This is a genomic window from Thiobacillus thiophilus, assembly GCF_055378705.1.
Genome location: NZ_AP042404.1, coordinates 1,148,735 through 1,164,522 on the forward strand (window position 1 = coordinate 1,148,735; position 15,788 = coordinate 1,164,522).

13 protein-coding genes are annotated in these 15,788 nt (G+C 65.5%); 8 read left to right on the forward strand and 5 right to left on the reverse strand.

Annotation, left to right across the window (positions count from 1 at the left end; translation table 11 throughout):
* The first annotated feature begins 35 nt into the window (after positions 1-35).
* Positions 36-2,720, forward strand: a complete 2,685-nt coding sequence (gene glnE / locus ACZ41T_RS05570; protein WP_464923485.1) for a bifunctional [glutamate--ammonia ligase]-adenylyl-L-tyrosine phosphorylase/[glutamate--ammonia-ligase] adenylyltransferase — start codon at positions 36-38, stop codon at positions 2,718-2,720.
* A gap of 22 nt (positions 2,721-2,742) precedes the next feature.
* On the opposite strand, the gene ACZ41T_RS05575 is transcribed toward glnE, so the two are convergent.
* The 3 genes from ACZ41T_RS05575 to ACZ41T_RS05585 form a co-directional block, all read right to left on the reverse strand.
* Positions 2,743-5,385 carry a cation-translocating P-type ATPase gene (locus tag ACZ41T_RS05575; protein ID WP_464923486.1) on the reverse strand — a complete coding sequence of 881 codons (2,643 nt, stop codon included), beginning with the start codon at positions 5,383-5,385 and terminating at the stop codon, positions 2,743-2,745.
* Entirely contained in the window at positions 5,378-6,391 is a 1,014-nt protein-coding gene (locus ACZ41T_RS05580; protein WP_464923487.1) for a sodium:calcium antiporter, read from the reverse strand. The genes ACZ41T_RS05575 and ACZ41T_RS05580 overlap by 8 nt, the downstream gene beginning before the upstream one ends.
* A gap of 186 nt (positions 6,392-6,577) precedes the next feature.
* A complete protein-coding gene (locus tag ACZ41T_RS05585; RefSeq protein WP_464923488.1) occupies positions 6,578-7,129 on the reverse strand; it encodes a DUF2062 domain-containing protein in 552 nt (183 codons plus the stop codon).
* Positions 7,130-7,323: 194 nt separating this feature from the next.
* Between ACZ41T_RS05585 and ACZ41T_RS05590 the strand changes: the two genes are divergently transcribed.
* The 7 genes from ACZ41T_RS05590 (at position 7,324) to ACZ41T_RS05620 (ending at position 14,137) form a co-directional block, all read left to right on the forward strand.
* Positions 7,324-10,032 (forward strand): cation-transporting P-type ATPase, encoded by a 2,709-nt coding sequence (locus ACZ41T_RS05590; protein ID WP_464923489.1) that lies wholly within the window; start codon positions 7,324-7,326, stop codon positions 10,030-10,032.
* Between the two features lie 79 nt (positions 10,033-10,111).
* Positions 10,112-11,848 (forward strand): potassium/proton antiporter, encoded by a 1,737-nt coding sequence (locus ACZ41T_RS05595; RefSeq protein ID WP_464923490.1) that lies wholly within the window; start codon positions 10,112-10,114, stop codon positions 11,846-11,848.
* 99 nt (positions 11,849-11,947) lie between these two features.
* Positions 11,948-12,091: a hypothetical protein gene (locus tag ACZ41T_RS05600; RefSeq protein ID WP_464923491.1), complete on the forward strand. Its 144-nt coding sequence runs from the start codon at positions 11,948-11,950 to the stop codon at positions 12,089-12,091.
* A complete protein-coding gene (locus tag ACZ41T_RS05605) occupies positions 12,088-12,984 on the forward strand; it encodes a universal stress protein (RefSeq protein ID WP_464923492.1) in 897 nt (298 codons plus the stop codon). Before ACZ41T_RS05600 ends, ACZ41T_RS05605 begins: the two co-directional genes overlap by 4 nt.
* 4 nt (positions 12,985-12,988) lie before the next feature.
* Positions 12,989-13,678: a DUF502 domain-containing protein gene (locus ACZ41T_RS05610; RefSeq protein WP_464923493.1), complete on the forward strand. Its 690-nt coding sequence runs from the start codon at positions 12,989-12,991 to the stop codon at positions 13,676-13,678.
* A gap of 52 nt (positions 13,679-13,730) precedes the next feature.
* Positions 13,731-13,853, forward strand: coding sequence for a hypothetical protein (locus ACZ41T_RS05615; protein WP_464923494.1), 123 nt, complete (start codon positions 13,731-13,733; stop codon positions 13,851-13,853).
* On the forward strand, positions 13,844-14,137 hold the full coding sequence (locus ACZ41T_RS05620) for a TA system antitoxin ParD family protein (protein ID WP_464923495.1): 294 nt from the start codon (positions 13,844-13,846) through the stop codon (positions 14,135-14,137). Before ACZ41T_RS05615 ends, ACZ41T_RS05620 begins: the two co-directional genes overlap by 10 nt.
* Positions 14,138-14,251: 114 nt before the next feature.
* Here ACZ41T_RS05620 and ACZ41T_RS05625 read toward each other — a convergent pair whose 3' ends face one another.
* The gene (locus tag ACZ41T_RS05625) at positions 14,252-14,584 is read right to left on the reverse strand and encodes a BON domain-containing protein (RefSeq protein WP_464923496.1); all 333 of its coding nucleotides are present in this window, start codon (positions 14,582-14,584) and stop codon (positions 14,252-14,254) included.
* Between the two features lie 215 nt (positions 14,585-14,799).
* On the reverse strand, positions 14,800-15,702 hold the full coding sequence (locus ACZ41T_RS05630) for a mechanosensitive ion channel family protein (RefSeq protein ID WP_464923497.1): 903 nt from the start codon (positions 15,700-15,702) through the stop codon (positions 14,800-14,802).
* Positions 15,703-15,788: the final 86 nt, after the last annotated feature.

Here is a 15,788-nt window from a genome sequence, read left to right on the forward strand (position 1 = left end):
CATAGCAGCCCAATTCAAGCCGCCCGATCCAAGCCATGAGCCATTCCGCACTCGACCGTGTTGTCCGCTGTTCCCGCTATGGCCGCCACCTGCTGGCGGCACACCCCCAACTGGCCGAGGCCGTGGCCGGACAACTCGACCAGGCCTTCGCCCGCGAAGCGATGCAGGCCGTTCTCGCCGAACCGCCGTGCGCCGACGAAGCCGCGCTGCATCGACGCCTGCGACAGCTACGCCAGCGCGTGTGGTGGGTCGCCACCGCGCGCGATCTGGCGGGCAGCGCCGATCTGGCCGAGGTGACGGCCACCTGGAGCACGCTGGCCGAGGTCTGCCTCGCGGCCGCGCTCGACTTCCATCATGCCGTACTCGCTGCGCGCCACGGCGAGCCACGCGACGAACACGGCCAGCCGCAACAGATGATCGTCGTCGGCATGGGCAAGCTCGGCGGCGGTGAGCTCAACGTGTCGTCCGACATCGACCTCATCTACCTCTACCCCGAGGAAGGCGACACCGCAGCCGATGATGCTGCCGCCGCAATCAAATCGATCAGCAACCACGAGTTCTTCGTCCGCCTCGGACGCAAGCTGACGGCCGCGCTGTCGGAAGCCACCGCCGACGGCTACGTATTCCGCGTCGACCTGCGGCTGCGCCCGTGGGGGGATTCCGGCCCGTTCACCATGGGCTTTGCGATGCTGGAGGACTACTTGGTCGCGCAGGGGCGGCCGTGGGAACGCTACGCATGGATCAAGGCGCGCCCGCTCACCGGCAGCCGCCACGACGAACTGATGGCAATCGTGCGGCCCTTCGTATTCCGCAAATACCTCGACTTCGGCGCGTTCGCCGCGATCCGCGCCCTCCACGTGCAGATCCGGCGCGAGGTCGCGCGCCGCGAGATGGCCGACAACATCAAGCTGGGGCCGGGCGGTATCCGCGAGATCGAATTCACCGCGCAGGTGTACCAGCTCATCCGCGGCGGCCGCATCGCCGCGCTGCAACAGCGGCCGACGCTGACGGTGCTGGGCGAGCTGGTGAAAAGCGGCCTGATGGCGGCCGACGCACAGCAGGAACTTGCCGCCGCCTACGATTTCCTGCGGCGGCTGGAACACCGGCTGCAATACCTGGACGACGCGCAAACCCAGCAGTTGCCGGAAGATGCCGAATCGCAGGCGATGCTCGCCGAGGCGATGGATTTCCCCGACTATGCCACACTGATCGCCGCGCTCGAGCGCCATCGCAACAAGGTTACGCGCCATTTCGAGCAGATGTTCGCCGCGCCGCAAACCGACCAGATAAGCCACCCGCTGACCGCCGTGTGCTGCGGCACGGCCGATGCCGAATCCACCCGCGCGCTGCTGGAAAACGCCGGCTACGACGATCCGGAGCGGGTGCTGGCCACGCTTGACGCGCTGCGCCAGCACACCGCGCGGCTGGCCGAATCGACGCAGCTCAGGCTCAATGCGCTCTTGCCGCCCGCGCTCGAAGTCATCGGCAGCCAGCCCGATCCGGCCGCCACGCTGGAACGCTTTGCCGCGCTGATCCAGGCCATCTCGCGCCGCGCCACCTACCTGGCGCTGCTGGCCGAATATCCGGCGGCGTTGCGGCAGCTGGTGCGCCTCCTGGCGGCGAGTCCATGGGCGGCGCAAGTGCTGACGCTGCAGCCGCAATTGCTGGACGAACTGATCGCGCCGCAATCCCTGATGAGCGTCCCCGACTGGGCGCAGCTTGCCGTGCAATTGCGCGACGAACTCGACGCCTATCCTGACGATACCGAAGCGCAGTTGGATGCGCTGCGCCGCTTCAAGCAGGTGCAGACGCTGCGTCTGCTGGCGCAGGACGTGGCCGGCCGGCTGACGCTGGAAGCGCTGTCGGATCATCTGTCATTTCTCGCCGATACGCTGCTTGCCGAGACACTCGACCGCTGCTGGGCCGGACTGAAGACGCGCCACCGCGACACCCCGCGCTTCGCCGTGATCGGCTACGGCAAGCTCGGTGGCAAGGAACTCGGCTACGCCTCCGACCTCGACCTGGTGTTCCTCTACGACGACGACGCCGAGCGCGCGCAGGAAATCTACGCGCGGCTGACGCAGCGCATCAACACCTGGCTCGGCACCCTCACCCCGGCGGGGATTCTCTACGAGACCGACCTGCGCCTGCGCCCGGACGGCGCCTCGGGCCTGCTGGTCAGCTCGGTCGAGGCGTTCCGCAACTACCAGCTGCATCACGCCTGGACCTGGGAACACCAGGCGCTGACGCGCGCGCGCTTCGTCTGCGGCGATGCGGCGATCGGCACAGCCTTCGAGACCCTGCGCCGCGAGGTACTCGCCGCGCCGCGCGACGCCGGCAAGCTGCGCGAAGAAGTGCTGGCGATGCGCGAAAAGATGCACGCCGGCCATGTCAACCACAGTGAACTGTTCGACCTCAAGCACGACAGCGGCGGCATCGTCGACGTCGAATTCTGCGTGCAGTACCTGGTACTGCGGCATTGCCACGCGCATCCCGAACTCGCCGACAACGTCGGCAACATCGCGCTCTTGCTGCGCGCGGGCGCGGCCGGACTGATTCCCGCCGACCTCGCGCAGGCCGCCGCCGATGCCTACCGGGAACTGCGCCGCCAGCAGCACGCGATCAAGCTCAGCGGCGCGGAGTATGCGCGGGTACCGCCATCCGACATGGCAAGCGTGTACGGCACGGTGAGGACGCTGTGGCGGCAGGTCATGGCTTGACCTGGATGACGCGGGGGAGCCGTTACGGATTGGCGTACAGCCAGCCGCGCCGCACCAGCGCCTTTTCGATCTCGACACCGAAAAACACCACCGAGGACAGCGCCAGGCACATGGCCAGTTCGCCCAGGCTCAGGGGCTCAGTCTTGAAGATGGCATTCAGCCAAGGCACAAAGAGCACCGCCATCTGCAGGGCGAAGGTCAGCAGCAGCGCGCCGATCAGCAGCCGGTTGGACAGCACGCCCTGAGTGAACAGCGATTCGCGCTCGGAGCGGATCGCCAGCACATGGCCCAGCTGCGACAGCGTCAGCACCGTGAACACCATGCTCTGCCAGTGCGCGGAACCGACGTGAATCGCCCACGCCTGCGTCAGCAGCGACACCCCGCCCATCAAGAGACCGACCCACAGCATATGCTGCCACATGCCGTGGGCGAAAATGCTTTCCCTGGGCGGCCGCGGCGGCCGCTGCATGAGGTTGCGCTCGGCGCGCTCGCTGGCCAGCGCGAGCCCCGGCAGGCCGTCGGTGACCAGGTTGATCCACAAAATGTGAATCGGCAGCAGCGGAATCGGCAGGCCGAGAAAGGGTGCGAGGAAGATGGTCCAGATCTCGCCCGAGTTGCTCGTCATGGTGTATTTGACGAACTTGCGGATGTTGTCGAAGATGCGGCGGCCTTCGCGCACCGCATGGACGATGGTGGCGAAGTTGTCGTCCAGCAGCGTCATGTGCGCGGCCTCGCGCGCGACGTCGGTGCCGCCCTTGCCCATGGCGACGCCGATGTCGGCCATCTTCAGCGCCGGTGCGTCGTTGACGCCGTCGCCGGTCATGGCAACGAACTCGCCCTGATCCTGCAGCGCCCGCACGATCTTGATCTTTTGCTCGGGATTGATGCGGGCGTAGACCCGCACCGATTTCACCTCGCGCTCGAATTCCTCCTGGCTCAATTGCGCCAGCTCGCTGCCGGTGAGCACGCGGCCGCCGTCCTCGATGATGCCCAGCCGCTCCGCGATCGCGCGCGCGGTGGCGGGGTGGTCGCCGGTGATCATCACCGGAATGATGCCGGCCGTCTTGCACGCGGCCACCGCTTCGGCCGCCTCGGGACGCGGCGGATCGATCAGGCCGGCCAGCCCGATGAAGCTGAGCCCGGCCTCCAGCGTGGCGGCATCGAGCGCGTCCGGCACCGCCGGCAGTCGCTTCAGCGCGAAAGCCAGCACGCGCAGGCCCTGCGCGGCCAGCTGTTCGGCCTGGTCCTGCAGCGCGGTTTGATCGAGGGCCATCGTGCCCTCTGCGGCAAGCTGGTCGATACACAAGGGCAACACGCCCTCGGGCGCGCCCTTGACCAGCATCAACACCGTCTCGCCGTCGCGATGCAGCGTGCTCATGCGGGCGCGTTCGGAATCGAAGGGAAGCTCCGCCACGCGCGGCAGCGACTGCTGCAGCGCGGCCTTGTCGAACCCGACAGCCTGCGCAGCGTCGAGCAGTGCGGTCTCGGTGGGGTCGCCGGTCAGAATGCCAGCCGCGTCCGCCGCAGCGTCGTTGCACAGCGCCATGGCGAGCCCCAGTTCGCACCACGGCGCGCCCTCGGCGCCTTGCAGCCCGGAACGGGTTTCGCCCGCGGCCAGCACGCGGTCGACCTGCATCTGGTTCTGCGTCAGCGTACCCGTCTTGTCGGAGCAGATATAGGTGACCGAGCCGAGCGTTTCCACCGCGGGCAGGCGGCGGATCAGCGCGTTCTGCCTGGCCAGACGCGCCGCCCCCAGCGCGAGCGAAATGGTGACCACCGCCGGCAGCGCCTCGGGGATGGCGGCGACGGCCAGGCTGATCGCGGTGAGCAGCATCAGCAGCGGCGGCTCGCCGCGCAGCCAGCCGGCGACGAAAATGATGGCGCAGATCGCCAGTACCACCAGCGCCAGATGCTGACCGAAGCGCGCCAGCCGCTTCTGCAGCGGCGTCTTGCCGGATTCGCCGGACAGCAGCGTGGCGATTTTCCCCAGCTCGGTCTTCATCCCGGTCGCCACCACCAGGCCGCGCGCGCGGCCGTAGGTCACGACCGTTCCCTTGTAGGCCAGGTTGAGGCGGTCGCCTAGCGGCAGTTCGGCTTCCTCGAGTTGCACCTCCCGTTTCTCGACCGCCTGCGATTCGCCGGTCAGCGCGGATTCGTTCACCTTGAGCGAAGCCAGTTCCAGCAGGCGCAGATCGGCCGGCACGATGTTGCCGGCTTCCAGTTTGACGATATCGCCCGGAATCAGCTCGGCCGCCGGGATCTGGTGGACCTTGCCATCGCGGATCACGCTCGCCATCGGCGCGGCCATCTGCTTCAACGCGGCCATTGCGCGCTCGGCGCGGTACTCCTGGACGAAGCCCAGGATGCCGTTGAGCAACACGATGACCACGATGGCGATGCTGTCCTGCGGTTCGCCGATCACGCCGGCGATGACCGCGGCAGCGATCAGCACCAGGATCATGAAGTCGGTGAACTGCGCAGCCAGCATGGCGAGTGGGTGGCGCCGGCCGGTTTCCCGCAGCATGTTGGGGCCGAATTGGGTCAGGCCGGCTGCGGCCGTCTCGGTGGACAACCCCCGGTGCGGGTCGCTGTCGAGGCGGGTGGCGGCTTCCGCGCTGCTCAGGCAGTGCCAGTGGGGCTGGGGTTTTTCGGCGCGATCAGCCATACAGATAAAGGAACCATGTGTTCAACAAATAAATGACCAGCAACAGCAGGCTGATCCAGCTGACCGTGCGCAGCACGCGCGATGCGGGCCGCAGCACCAGGCCGACCACGGCCAGTCCGCTCATCATCATGGCGGAAAAGGCGGAGGTGGCATGGGTGAGGGAGACATCGGCCAACAGGGGGCCAGGCAGGTAGGCCAGATCGTCGATGGCAAGGATGGCGATATTGAACAGATTGCTGCCGAACAGGTTGCCGATGGCCAGATCGACCGCGCCCATGCGCAGTGCGGCCACCGTGACCACGACTTCGGGAGCCGAGGTGATTGCCGCGACAAACAGCGTTCCCACGAAGCTTTGTTCCCATGCCATCACTACTGCCAGATCCCTGGCGATAAAGGGCAGCCAGATGCCGGCCGCCATCACCGCAACCGCGGCCAAGACGTAGCCTTGCACCGCCTGTTTCAAACTCATATCGGGATGAAGCTCGACGCGATCTTCCACGTACTCACTAATTTGCGTCTTCTCGTAACGGTAGAGCGAGCGCATGGCCAGCAGATACAGCAGCAGAATGACGGGCGTATAGAGGCCGACGTGGCCGAGGGAGGGCATGGCGCCTGCGCGATAGAGCAGCAGGTTGAATCCGGCGAAACCGATCAGGGCGATGCCGTAGCCGGCAGCCAGCACGTTGCCCTGGCGCGCACGCGTGTAGACGGATTCCTTGCGGTAGAGGAAATCGAGCAGCACGATGATGAGCAGGTTGAACACGCAACTGCCCATGATGTCGCCCACGGCGATGTCCGGCACGTTGGCGACTGCCACGGCAGACAGGCCGGTGACCAGTTCCGGCAGCGAGGTCACCGTGGCCAGCAGGATCAGGCCCACCCAGCCGCGGCTGAGCCCGCTTTTCTCGGCAATGATGTCGCCATAGCGCGAAAGCCTGACGCCCGCCACACCGATCACGGCGAGGCAGGCAAGCAGCGAAAGCCAGATGACGGTCAGGTCCTGCATGGCGGGTAGGGAATGCGGCTCCAGATCGATGGGGGCGTTGCAAACGCATGCAGCAAATTACGCACGGGCTGCACGAATCTGCATGCAGGAAATGTACGTGTCGAGCTGCAAGTATTGCCGAATTTGCGCTTTTGACCAGCAGCGGCCAGGAACGCGCTGAGGCAAGCTGGTGCTTGCCGGCCTGCCTCAGCGCTGGCGTCGCCGCGCCTTGCGGCGCTGCCAGGCGCGCACGATGCGCAGCCGCCAGGCCCAGTGCACGGCAAAATAGATCAGCACCGACAGACTCGCCGCCAGCGTCAGCAAGCCCAGCGCCAGCGGCGGCCCCACGGTGTACAGGCGGTCCATCCACAGCGCCAGCCCGGTCTCGGTTCTGGCCGCGACACGGTCGAGATCGACCGCGGCCAGCGCCACATCGGCATGCCCCAGCATCCAGGCACCCAGATGGTAGGCCGCGTAGTACACCGGCGCGAAGGTGATGGGGTTGGTAATCAGGGTGCTGCCGACCGCGGCCGGAATGTTGGCGCGCAGCAGCAGCGCCGCCACCGCCGCGAAAAAAATCTGCGCCACCGGCATCAGCAGGCCGAAGAAAACGCCGATGGCGAGACCCAGGGCCACCCCGCGCCGGTTGGCATGCCACAGGCGGCGGTCATGCAGCACAGGCCCCATCCAGCGCAGCGCGCGGTGTTCGCGCAGGGTCTGCGGGTCGGGAAGAAAACGGCGGAAAATCTTCGGCAGCATGGGGTTTCACACAACAGCAGCGGCGAAAAGATTTAAAGCTTGCGACGGCGCGCCCGCGACAGCGAATCCCGGCATTGCGCATCCGTGTTTTTGAGGTGTGCCAGTATTGTAGGGGGCGCTGACACAAATTTCACATTCTCGAAATGCGTTTCACTGCGATTCCAGCCGAACGTCGACCGAACCGGAGATATTGCTTGCTCGCCAACGAAGATTCGCCGCGCTGGCACAGCCTGTCCGCCAGCGACACCCTGACCCGACTCGAAGCGCCGCGCGAAGGCCTGTCCCCGGACGAGATCGATGCGCGGCGTGCGCAATTCGGCCCCAACCGGCTGCCCCCGCCACGGCCTCAGCCGGCCTGGCAGCGCCTGCTGCTGCAGTTTCACAACGTGCTGATCTACGTGCTGCTGGCGGCCGGGGTCATCACCGCGCTGCTCGGCCACTGGCTCGATTCCGGTGTGATTTTTGGCGTGGTGATCGTCAACGCGGTGATCGGCTTCATCCAGGAAGGCCACGCCGAAGAGGCCCTCGACGCGATCCGCGACATGCTGTCGCCGCACGCCACCGTCACCCGCGCCGGCGAGCGCCACGAAATTCCCGCCGAGGAGCTGGTGCCGGGCGACATCGTGTATCTCGCCTCGGGCGACCGCGTGCCCGCCGACCTCCGGCTGATCAGTGTCAAGAACCTGCAGGTGATGGAAGCTGCGCTGACCGGCGAATCGCTCGCAGTCGACAAGCATGTCGATCCGGTCGAAACCGATGCCGCGCTCGGCGACCGTGCCAGCATGGCATGGTCAGGCACCCTGGTCACCCACGGCCAGGGCACCGGCGTGGTGGTGGCCACCGGCACCGCAACCGAACTGGGCCGTATCAGCACACTGCTGGCAAGCGTCGAGCAGCTCACCACGCCGCTGCTGAAACTGATGACGCGCTTCGGCCAGTGGCTGGCAGGGGTGATCCTGCTGCTGTCGGCACTGATCTTCGGCTTCGGCGTGTGGGTCCGCGGCTACCCGGCGAGCGACATGTTCCTCGCCGCGGTAGGCCTGGCGGTGGCGGCGATCCCCGAGGGCCTGCCGGCGATCATGACCATCACGCTCGCCATCGGCGTCACCCGCATGGCCAAGCGCAACGCCATCATCCGCCGCCTGCCCGCGGTGGAGACACTGGGCGCGGTCAGCGTCATCTGCTCGGACAAGACCGGCACCCTGACCCGCAACGAAATGACGGTGCAGACCGTCATCGGTGCCGATGGCGTGTTCGCGGTGTCGGGCAGCGGCTACGCGCCCGAGGGTGGCTTTACCCGCGAAGGCGAACGCGCCGATCCCGAAAGGTACCCGCTGCTGCGGGAAGTGGCGCATGCCGCCTTCCTGTGCAACGACGCCGAGCTGCACGACACCGCAGAAGGCTGGCAACTGACCGGCGCCCCCACCGAAGGCGCGCTTCTGACTCTGGCGCTGAAGGCGGGGCTCGACCCGCGCCAGACCCGCGCGGCGCTGCCGCGCAGCGACGTCATTCCGTTCGAATCCGAGCACCGCTTCATGGCCACGCTCAACCACGACCATGCGGGGCGCGGCTTCATCTATCTCAAGGGCGCGCCGGAGCGGGTGCTGGCACTATGCGAGACGCAGCGCAGCGCCGGCGGCGAGGCGCCGCTCGATCCCGGCTTCCTCCATGCGCGCATGGAGGAAGCCGCCGCCCGGGGCATGCGGCTTCTGGCGCTGGCGGTACGCCACGAAACCACGACGACGCTGAACTTCAACGACATCGAGAACGGCGGCTTCACCCTGCTCGCCGTGCTGGGGCTGGCCGACCCGCCGCGCGAGGAGGCGATCCAGGCGGTCGCCACCTGCCGCGCCGCCGGCATCCGGGTCAAGATGATCACCGGCGACCACGCCGCCACCGCGCAGGCCATCGGCAAACAGCTGGGGCTGGGAGAAGCGGTGCGTGCGGTGACCGGCGCCGACATCGAGACCCTCGACGACGCGCAGCTGCGCGAGTTGGTCGCGAAGACCGACATCTTTGCCCGCGCCAGCCCCGAACATAAGCTGCGCCTGGTCGAAGCCCTGCAAAGCCTGGGGCACGTCACCGCGATGACTGGCGACGGCGTCAACGACGCCCCGGCGCTGCGGCGCGCCGACGTCGGCGTGGCGATGGGCCAGAAGGGCACCGAGGCCGCCAAGGAAGCGGCGGAAATGGTGCTGGCCGATGATAACTTCGCGTCGATCGCGCACGCCGTCGAGGAAGGCCGCACCGTCTACGGCAACCTGAAGAAAGCCGTCGTCTTCATTCTGCCCACCAATGCTGCGGAGGCAGGCATGGTACTGATCGCGATCCTGCTCGGCATCGCCCTGCCGATCACCCCGGTGCAGATCCTGTGGGTCAACATGGTGACGGCGGTGACGCTGGCGCTGGCGCTGGCCTTCGAGCGCCCCGAGCCCGAAGCCATGCGCCAGCCGCCGCGCAACCCGCGCGAACCGCTGCTGACGCGCTTCATGCTTTGGCGCATCGTGTTCGTGTCGGTGCTTCTGGTGGCAGGATCCTTCGGCCTGTTTCTGTGGGAACTCGAGCGCGGCATGCCGCTCGACGCCGCACGCACCGCTGCAGTCAACGCCCTGGTGATGGGCGAGATCTTCTACCTGTTCAACTGCCGCCGCCTCACCGCGCCAGTGGTCGGCTGGTCGGGACTGCTCGGCAACCGGGCGGTGCTGGTCGCCATCGGCATCCTCGTCGTGCTGCAGGGTCTATTCACCTACCTGCCCCTGCTGCAGACGCTGTTTGCCACCACCCCGCTCGACCTGGCCACGTGGGGGCGCATTCTGCTTTTCGGCGTCATCGTCTACGGCGGGGTGGAACTCGAAAAGGCCATAATCCGCAGTAATCACGCTTCTCTACGTAAAAAAACATGAACCGCATCGATTACGAATTCGCCCTGCTGAACCGCTTTCATCGCCGGCCGCGCGACAGACAGCGCCCGAGGTAAGCCGCATGGATTTACTCAATCAATTCGTCCTCGCCGGCGCCATTCTGCTGCTGCTTGCCATCCTCGCCAGTGCACTGTCGTACCGCATCGGCATGCCGCTGTTGCTGGTGTTCCTGGCGGTCGGCATGCTGGCCGGGGAAGATGGCCCGGGCGGCATCCTGTTCGACGACAGCGGCATCGCCTACACCGTGGGCAGCGTGGCGCTCGCCATCATCCTGCTCGACGGTGGCCTCAACACCCGTTCCGACAGTTTTCGCGCCGGCCTGCGCCCGGCATCCGTGCTGGCCACCGTCGGCGTGCTCGTCACCTGCGTGGTGACTGGTCTGTTCGCCGCCTGGATGCTCGATTTCGGTCTGCTCGAAGGCATGCTGGTCGGCGCCGTGGTGGGCTCCACCGACGCCGCTGCGGTGTTCGCCCTGCTGCACGCCAGGGGCTTGACGCTGAAGCAGCGGGTATCCGCCACGCTGGAAATCGAGTCCGGCAGCAACGATCCGATGGCGGCGCTGCTCACCATTGCCCTCATCGAGCTGATCCTTTCGGGTCAAGGCACGCCCGGCTGGGAAACGCTCGGTCTGCTCATCAAACAAATGGGCATGGGACTGGTCGCCGGCCTCGGCGGCGGCTGGCTGCTGGTGCGACTGGTCAACCGCCTGCCGCTGGAGCGCGGCATGTATCCCATGCTGGTCCTCGCCGGCGGCCTTGCGCTATACAGCCTCACTACGGTGCTGGGCGGCAGCGGCTTCCTCGCCGTCTACCTGGCCGGCGTGGTGGTGGGCAACAGCGCCCCGCGCGAATCGACCAACATCCTGCAGGTGCACAACGGTCTGGTCTGGCTGGCGCAGATTGCCATGTTCCTCATGCTGGGCCTGCTCGCCTCCCCCAGCAGCCTGCTCGAGCACGCCCCCTCCGCCCTGGCGATCGCACTGGTGCTGATGTTCGTCGCGCGGCCGCTGGCGGTGGCGCTGTGCCTGCTGCCGTTTCATTTTCCGTGGCGCGAACAGGTGTTCATCGCCTGGGTCGGGTTGCGCGGCGCGGTGCCCATCATTCTTGCGCTGTTCCCGCTGCTGGCGGGCGTGCCCGAGGCGGCGCTCATTCTCGATGTCGCCTTCTTCGTGGTGCTGATTTCGCTGACCCTGCAGGGCTGGACCATCCCCGCCCTGGCCCGCCGTCTGCGACTGCAGGTTCCGCCCGCGCCGACGCCGACCGAACGTTTCGATCTGGCGACGGCCCCGGCCGGCGGCCATGCTTTTTTTGGATACCGGCTGAAAGCGGACGGCCAGTTCATCGGCCGCCCCGCCAGCGCAATGCGCCTGCCCGGCGAGGCGCGTCTGCTGACCGTATTGCGCGATGGCCTGGCGCTGGTGCCTGAAGCAGCCGGCGAACTGGCCGTCGGGGATACGCTCTACGTAGTGGCAAATGAAGCGGACAACGCCGCGCTGGGCGATCTGCTGGCAACGCCCCGCGCGCCCGCCTATCTCGGTAAGCGTCAGTTCTACGGCGATTTCATCCTGAACGGCGAATCGATCATGTCGAATGTCGCGGCGCAATACGGCCTGCCCTTGCCGTCGGAAATGTCAGACCTGACGCTGGAGGCGTTTATCGCCATGAAGCTGCCCGGCGTACCCGTGGTCGGCGACCGCGTCCGGCTGGGCAAACTGGAATTCGTGGTGCGAGCGATCGTCGACGGTCGCATCAGGCAAGTCGGCCTGCGGATCCCGACCCATCTGGTCGATGCGCCATGAAATCGAACGCGCCCGGTGTTGTCCGGGGCCGTAAAGACGGCCATCATGGTTCTGGCCCGCCAGCCATGACAACCGAAACGAAGGATCACGCACACAACGATGACGCAGCCTTTTGACAAATTCGCCCTGTTCCCGATCGTCACCACCGTGCCGGGGGCGATCGGCATATTGCTCGGGCCAACGGGCTTCTCCCTGGTCTCAGCATCCGAATCGACCGAAAAAAACAAGGAGACCTCATCATGACTGCATCGTTTTCCCTGCTCGCCGCCACCGATTTTTCCGCCCCGGCGCGTCATGCGCTGGAACGCGCGGCGCAGCTTGCCGCAGCCCATCCAGGGACGCAGCTCACCTTGACCCACATCGTCAGTGCGTCGATGCTGGCGCGGCTGCGCGGGCTGATGCGCGACGAGGCACCGGCGATGGAAGCACGCGCCGCCGACGAAACGCAGCAGGCCCTGACAGAGCTGGCGACTCGCCTCAGCACGCAGTACGCGTGCCCGATCGACACCCGGTTGAGCCTGGGCTCGGCGCTGGATGCCATCACCGACCTCGCCGACGAACTGCCGGCGGACCTGCTGGTGATGGGCGCGCGCGGTGCAAATTTCGTGCGCGAGTTCCTGCTCGGCTCCACCACCGAGCGCGTGCTGAGCAGAACCCGCCGCCCCGTACTCGCGGTCAAGCATCGCCCGCAAGGCGCCTATCGGCGTGTGCTGGTGCCGGTCGACTTCTCGGTCCATGCCGTGGCCGCGGCGCAGACCGCGCACCGCTGGCTGCCCGACGCCGAGATTATTTTGCTGCACGCATACGAAGTCGATATCGAAAGTACCCTGCGTTTCGCCGGCATCTCCGACGAACAGGTCCATCAATACCGGGCGCGAGCTCGCGAGGATGCACTCTATTCGATGGCGCAGTTCGTCGCCCGGTTGTCCATTCCCGCGGGACAACTGACGCGCCACGTGGTGCATGGTGCGCCGACCCTGCGCATCCTCGAGCACGAGCAGTCGCTCGACGTTGACCTCATCGCCATGGGCAAGCACGGCCAGTCGACGCTGGAAGAATTGCTGCTCGGCAGCGTCACCAAGCATGTGCTGGCCTATTGCAGCAGCGACGTACTCGTTGCCGGCCATCCTGTTTAGCAGCATGACAACCCCGACCCGCCGCAAGCCGCACCTGTTCCGCTATCTGCTGATCGGCTTCTTCACCGTCGCCCCACTGTGGGTGACCTGGCTGGTGTTCGACTTCCTGTTCGGCCTGCTGGCCCATGCTGGCGCGCCCTTCATCAGGGCGCTGGCGCATTTGCTGCGGCCGCTCTCCGACACCCTGGCGGCCTGGCTACTGAATGCCGACGTGCAATACGCGCTCGCAGCCCTGTTCACGCTGGTCCTGCTGTATCTGATCGGCCTGTTCGCCACGTTCGTGATTGGCAAAAAACTCATCGCTACCGTCGAATACTGGGTCGGCCGCCTGCCGCTGGTACAGACCATCTATGGCGCCACCAAACGCTTCCTGCAAACCGTCAGCAAGCCACCGGTACCGGGGCAGCGGGTGGTGCTGATCAGCTTTCCCTCACCGGACATGAAAGCGGTCGGCCTCATCACCAAGGTCATGAAAGACGCCGACAGCGGGCAGGAACTGGCGGTGGTCTACGTTCCTACCTCGCCCAACCCGACCTCGGGCTACATCGAGATCCTGCCGCTGGCCAACGTGGTGATGACCGACTGGACGATGGAGGAAGCGATGAGCTTCGTCATGACCGGCGGCACCAATGCCCCCGAAAGCGTGCACTTCAACAATCCCCCCCACGCAGCCACAGAGGTGCAGCCCGAGTGAAGCCTTCCGTCCCGGCTATCTTGCCGCACTCTGGCGCAGCGTTCTGTTCGCCGTGCCGTGGTGGGCGCTGACCGGTGGCCGCACCGACAGCTGGGGCGGGGTAGGCAGCGTCAGCATTCTCACTGCGGCCATTCTCGGCCTGCGCCTGCCTGAGGCAGCGGCCGCGTGCTGCTGAGCCTGCTGCCGGGCACACTGGGGGCACGGTGGTCTGCTGCACTGTTGCAGCGGTGGCGCGCTGTCCTAGTGTTGGGACTTCGCCGGGTAAAAGTCAGCTCAGCGCTGGCGGGACGGCAATTTTTTTCGACTAAAGTCGTTGCTACTTTTGTAGCAATTCGCTTCGAGGTGAATCATGTACCCGTCCGTATCGACGACACCCTGTATGAAATGGCCCGCGCCCAAGCCCATGCCGAGCGACGCACCATCGCCGGCCAGATTGAATTTTGGGCCTTGTCGGCATGAACTGCGAAGTCAGGTGAGCGCAGCCATCAATCGCGCCATGGCCGCATGATTCGTGGGGAAACCTCAGTGGTAGACCCCATTTTTTCCTGACCCCGTTTATTCCGCGTTTCGCCCCTATTTTTTGATGCTCAAATGATTATGAACGGTATGAACACCATCAATGTCACGAACTAATTTATCCGCATAGTCAATTTGACCCTGGTTGTCGACAACGCCTGTGAGCTTGACGTCTCCTTTAGCGGTCACGGCGGTGATGTGAAAGCCCTTGAGGGTTTCATCCTGAACCAGCGCCGATCTGACAGCCTGATTCACGTCACTATCGTTAATGTGGGCTCCTTCAGTTGCACTCGGTTGTGTGCCTGGCATTTCTGTAGGTTTATTGCAACCAGCGATCAAAATCGTCACAAGTGTTATACCTAAAATAAGTAATCCATTGTGCTTTTTCATTTAAAACAACTCCTTAAATAGATGGTCGTCGAATGACAGCTCTGTTTGCAAATTTACTTCGCTTTTTCTCATGCAACTGTTCGCTACCGAACATTGTTCTAGTCCGGCGCGCATCAAGGTAGTGACAAGGGTAATGAGGTAGGGCAATGGGGTCGGACACCATCCCCCCTCCCCCGGGTCAACGCGCTTTAACTTAGGTAGGCCTGTGCAGTTGCTCAGTCCGTCGCGACCTGCTGCAGCACCCGCAGCGGCGGTGCGCTGCCGTCCTTGTTCTGGCCGGCGTACAGGGTGAGGTGGGGATAGGGAATCTCGATGCCGGCGGCGTCGAAGGCCTTTTTCAGGCGATACAGGAATGCGCGGCGGACCGTCCACTGTTCGAGCGGCATGACCTTGAAGCGGCAGCGGATGACGACTGCCGAATCCGCCCAGTTGTCGACCCCGGCGATTTCGAGGTCCTCCACGATTTTCTCGCCCAGTTCGGGGTCGCTGCGCATGCCGGCGGCCACCTCGCGCATCACAGCATAGACCTCGTCGACGTCCTCGCGGTAGGCCACGCCGATGTCGAGCAGCGCGAAGGCAAAGCCGCGACTGCGGTTGGTGACGCTGTCGATGGTGCCGTTGGGGATGTAATGCACGCTGCCTTCGTAGTCGCGCAGGCGGATGTAGCGCAGCGTCATCTCCTCGACCAGCCCGCCCTTGCCGGCCACCTCCACGACGTCGCCCTGGCGCACCTGGTTTTCCAGCAACAGGAAGAAGCCGTTGAAGTAGTCCTTGACCAGGCTTTGCGCGCCGAAGCCGACGGCGATGCCGAGCACGCCGGCAGTGGCCAGGATCGGTGCGATGGAAATGCCGACCGCGGAGAGCACCAGCATGCCGCCGACCAGCGTGATGATCACGGCGGCGACATAGCGGAATACGCGTTCCAGCGTATCCAGGCGCTTGATCCGTTCGCGATCGCCGAGGTCCTGCTGCATGTGCGTCCGCAGCCGCGCCAATCCCTTGCGCGACAGCCTGAGCAGGAGCCAGGTCAGCGCCAGAATGATCACAACATGGAGCGTGCTTTCCAGCAGCCACAGCCAGTCGCCCAGGGCCTGTTGCAAGGTGGCAAGTATTTCCATTCATGATCTCCTTTAAATGTGTGGGGCAGGTCGGAAATGGCGATGCGGCATGCGCGCGCCTCGCGGATGTCTGCACAGCGAGAACG